4 protein-coding genes are annotated in these 3,527 nt (G+C 72.0%); 2 read left to right on the top strand and 2 right to left on the bottom strand.

What is annotated here, in order from left to right; genetic code table 11:
- Nucleotides 1-1,900, top strand: a 1,900-nt coding sequence (locus tag KBX53_RS26445; protein ID WP_210862239.1) for a ricin-type beta-trefoil lectin domain protein, incomplete at its 5' end; no start/stop codon positions are given.
- A gap of 34 nt (nt 1,901-1,934) precedes the next feature.
- Here KBX53_RS26445 and KBX53_RS26440 read toward each other — a convergent pair.
- Together KBX53_RS26440 and KBX53_RS26435 are read right to left on the bottom strand one after the other, a co-directional pair.
- A complete protein-coding gene (locus KBX53_RS26440; RefSeq protein WP_210862237.1) occupies nt 1,935-2,336 on the bottom strand; it encodes a hypothetical protein in 402 nt (133 codons plus the stop codon).
- 110 nt (nt 2,337-2,446) lie between these two features.
- Nucleotides 2,447-2,833 (bottom strand): DUF2267 domain-containing protein, encoded by a 387-nt coding sequence (locus tag KBX53_RS26435; protein WP_210862235.1) that lies wholly within the window; start codon nt 2,831-2,833, stop codon nt 2,447-2,449.
- Nucleotides 2,834-3,010: 177 nt separating this feature from the next.
- Here KBX53_RS26435 and KBX53_RS26430 point away from each other — a divergent pair, with 177 nt between their 5' ends.
- The gene (locus KBX53_RS26430) at nt 3,011-3,343 is read left to right on the top strand and encodes a nuclear transport factor 2 family protein (RefSeq protein ID WP_030335490.1); all 333 of its coding nucleotides are present in this window, start codon (nt 3,011-3,013) and stop codon (nt 3,341-3,343) included.
- Nucleotides 3,344-3,527: the final 184 nt, after the last annotated feature.

Raw genomic sequence — 3,527 nt, 5'->3', positions numbered from 1 at the left:
GTCGGCCTTCGTGGTCGTACCGAACTCGGCGCTGAGCACCGACGCCGGCGTGGTCCGGGTGACCGCGCCCGGCCGCAAGGAGTGCGAAGGGGTCTTCGACTCCCCCGGCGACGGGCTGCCGCTGACCGGCGTGCACCCCGGCTACACGCTGACCAACCTGCGGCCCAGCGGCTTCCAGCCGAAGGTCACCGGGATGGACTGGCTGGCCGACGGCCGGCTCGTCATCAGCACCTGGGGCGGTAGCGACCAGTCCGGCACCTCCCAGGACGGCGAGGTCTGGATCCTCGGCAACACCGGCGGCTCGACCAGCCCCGGCACCGTCACCACCAAGAAGATCGCCGGCGGCCTGAAGGAACCGATGGGGCTCAAGGTCGTCGACGGGGTGGTCTACGTGACCGAGAAACAGCGGTTGACCCGGCTGGTGAACACCGGCGGCGACGAGGCGGCCGAGCGCCTGGAAACCGTTGCCACCTGGCCCTACGGCGGCAACTTCCACGAGTTCGCCTTCGGCCTGCTCTACGCCGACGGGTTCTTCTACCTGAACCTGTCGGTGTCGATCAACTCCGGCGGCGCCACCACCAACCCGCAACCCGCCACCAACCGGGGCACCACCATCAAGGTCAACAAGGACACCGGCGCGGTCAGTTACGTCGCCGGCGGCCTGCGTACGCCGCACGGCATCGGCTGGGGTCCGGAGGGCGGCCTCTTCGTCACCGACAACCAGGGCGGCTGGCTGCCCTCGTCGAAGCTGGTGCACGTCAAGCAGGGCCGGTTCTTCAACCACTACACGAACCCGGCGGGGCCGTTCGACACCGCCCCGGTCACGCAGCCGGTGCTCTGGATGCCGCAGAACGAGATCGCCAACTCGCCCAGCACGCCGCTCTACCTGACCAGCGGCCGGTACGCCGGCCAGTTCGTGATCGGCGACGTGACCTACGGTGGCCTGCAACGGGCGAACGTGGAGAAGGTCAACGGCGAGTACCAGGGCGCCCTGTTCCGGCTCACCCAGGGCCTGGAGGCGGGTGTCTCCGAGGTCAACATCGGCCCGGACGGCGCGATCTACGTCGGCGGGCTCGGCGCGGGCGGCAACTGGGGCCAGAGCGGCAAACTGTCGTACGGCCTGCAGAAGCTCACCCCGAACAATTCCACCACGTTCGAGATGCTCGCGATGCGCGCCACCACCACCGGCTTCGAGGTGGAGTACACCCAGCCCGTCTCGGCGGGGACCGCCGCCGAACTGGCCGCGCGCTACAAGATCAAGCAATGGCGGTACGTGGCGACGTCGGCCTACGGCGGGCCGAAGATCGACGAGGAGACGCTGACCGTCACCTCGGCCACCCTCTCCTCGGACGGAAAGAAGGTCACCCTGGTGGTGCCCGGTCGCAAGGCCGGTCGGGTGGTGCACCTGCGCTCGCCGCGCCCGTTCACCTCCACCACCGGCCAGTCACTGTGGAGCACCGAGGCGTGGTACACGCTCAACTCCATCCCGGGCAGTCCGCCACCGCCGAGCGGCGGCACCATCACCGGCGTCGGCGGCAGGTGCCTGGACGTCGACAACTCGGGCACCGCCGACGGTACGAAGATCCAGCTCTGGACCTGCAACAACACCGCCGCGCAGTCGTGGACCCGGGTCGGCGACACCTACCGCGCGCTCGGCAAGTGCCTGGACGTGGACAATGCGGGCACCGCGAACGGCACGAAGATCCAGCTCTGGACCTGCAACGGCACCGGCGCGCAGGTCTGGCAACCGCAGAGCGACGGGTCGATCCGCAACCCGCAGTCCGGGAAGATCATGGAGGCCGCCGGCGGCAACACCGCCGAGGGCACCCACATCCAGCTCGGCACCTATGCGGGCGGCGCACACCAGAAGTGGGTGGTCAGCAGCGGGGTGACCGGCTGACAGTCGGACGTGGGGGCGTGGCCTGATCGGCGGGTCAGGCCGCGCCCCGGCCCTTTGGCCGCAGGTCACCGGCGAGCAACGCGGACGCCGCCAGCGCCGCGGCCAGCACCCCGGTCACCGCGATGACGAATCCGCGCTCGGCGCCGCGGGGCGCCAACGCGACCCCGACGGCCAGCGCGGCGAGCGCCGCCACCGCCATCATCAGGCGGGCGGCGTCCGCGAGGCGCACCGCCCGGCGGCGGGCCGCGACCATGATGGTCAGCACGCCGAGCGCGCCGGCCGCTCCGATGATCGACCAGGACAGCCCCAGAGCGCGGGTCGGCGCGTCGACAGCTGTCGTCCCGGCGTACGCCAGCAGGCCGAAGGCGACGACCAGCAGACCGCCACGCCGCCGGGCCCGCGCGGCGTCCACACCCTCCGGGGTACGCGTCGCCATCGCCTGACCTCCACGGTTGACCGCTGTCGCACCGGCATCATCCCCCGGTCGGCCCCGCGCGGAGAAGACCCCCGCCCCGGCATCCTGTGGGAGGCGCTCCGAGGCGTCGGTCAGGGGCCGAGCGGCAGCGGCTGCGCCAGCGCCCGCAGGTCCGCCGGCAACTGGGCCAGCGCGTCCTCGAACTCCCGGTGCCCGACCACCCGGTGCAACGACTGCAACACCGCGCGGGTGCCCCGCTCGGCGGTTGGGCGGTCGATCCCGGCGCGGTCGGCCACCCGGCGCAGGAACTCGTCGTAGTCGAACGTTTCGGCCGGCTCGGCCGCCTTGACCAGCAGCGGGCTCAGTTCGTCGGCCAGGTGGGGGGCCAACGCGCCCGCCTCCCCGCCGCTGAGCCGCTCGGTGAGGGTCCGCAGGACCGCCTCGGTGAGCGGGCGCGCCTGCTCCGGCGAAACATTCGCGCGTGCCGCAACCTTGTCGACGAACGCCAGCTCGGCCATGTCCCCGCCCTTCGCCTCGGAGACGCGTGGCTACCCGGGCCACGCGGCAGCAAACCCGGCGGCCGGCGCGATGGTTCTGCTGGTTGCCCCGCGCGACGCCGTCGGCTTCTCGTACGGTGAGGTCGGACCGGGAACCCGACGGCTGCCCGACGGCGGCCCGTGCCGCAGGAGGAGCAGATGGCCCTCGACCTGCCCGACGTGATCGACCGGTACTTCCGGGCCGTCAACGACCGGGACCTGGACGCCTTCGTCGCCTGCTTCGCCGACACCGCCAGCGTCGCCGACGAGGACCGGCTGTACGACGGGCGGGCCTCGATCCGCTCCTGGCGGCAGAAGACCATGGACGCGTACTCGTACACCGCCGAGCCGGTCCGCCTCACCCCGCAGGCGGGCGATTCGTACCTGGCCCTCACCCGGGTGTCCGGCGACTTCCCCGGCAGCCCGGTCGAGCTGCGGTACCGGTTCACGCTGCGCGACGGGCTGATCGGCGCCCTGGACATCCGTCAGTGACGGCGAACCCGTCCACCGGCCCGACGGCAGCACCGTGCCGCGAAGTCCGCCCCGGCCGCGCGGTGACCGTGTCCGGCCAGCGAGCCCGGGCGGGCGGTCCGGCCCGCAGGTGATCAACCGCCGAACGGACGAGACGGCCAACGGGTCAGTGGCTGACATGATGTGAAGATCAGCTGGCGCTTCG

The organism is Micromonospora sp. M51 (assembly GCF_018070305.1).
Lineage (GTDB): Bacteria > Actinomycetota > Actinomycetes > Mycobacteriales > Micromonosporaceae > Micromonospora > Micromonospora parva.
This window is presented reverse-complemented; position numbering and strand designations above follow the sequence as displayed.

Excerpts from the sequence above, each read along its gene's own strand:
- KBX53_RS26440 (WP_210862237.1), bottom strand. The coding sequence starts at position 2,336 with ATGGCGACGCGTACCCCGGAGGGTGTGGACGCCGCGCGGGCCCGGCGG.
- KBX53_RS26435 (WP_210862235.1), bottom strand. The coding sequence starts at position 2,833 with ATGGCCGAGCTGGCGTTCGTCGACAAGGTTGCGGCACGCGCGAATGTT.
- KBX53_RS26430 (WP_030335490.1), top strand. The coding sequence starts at position 3,011 with ATGGCCCTCGACCTGCCCGACGTGATCGACCGGTACTTCCGGGCCGTC.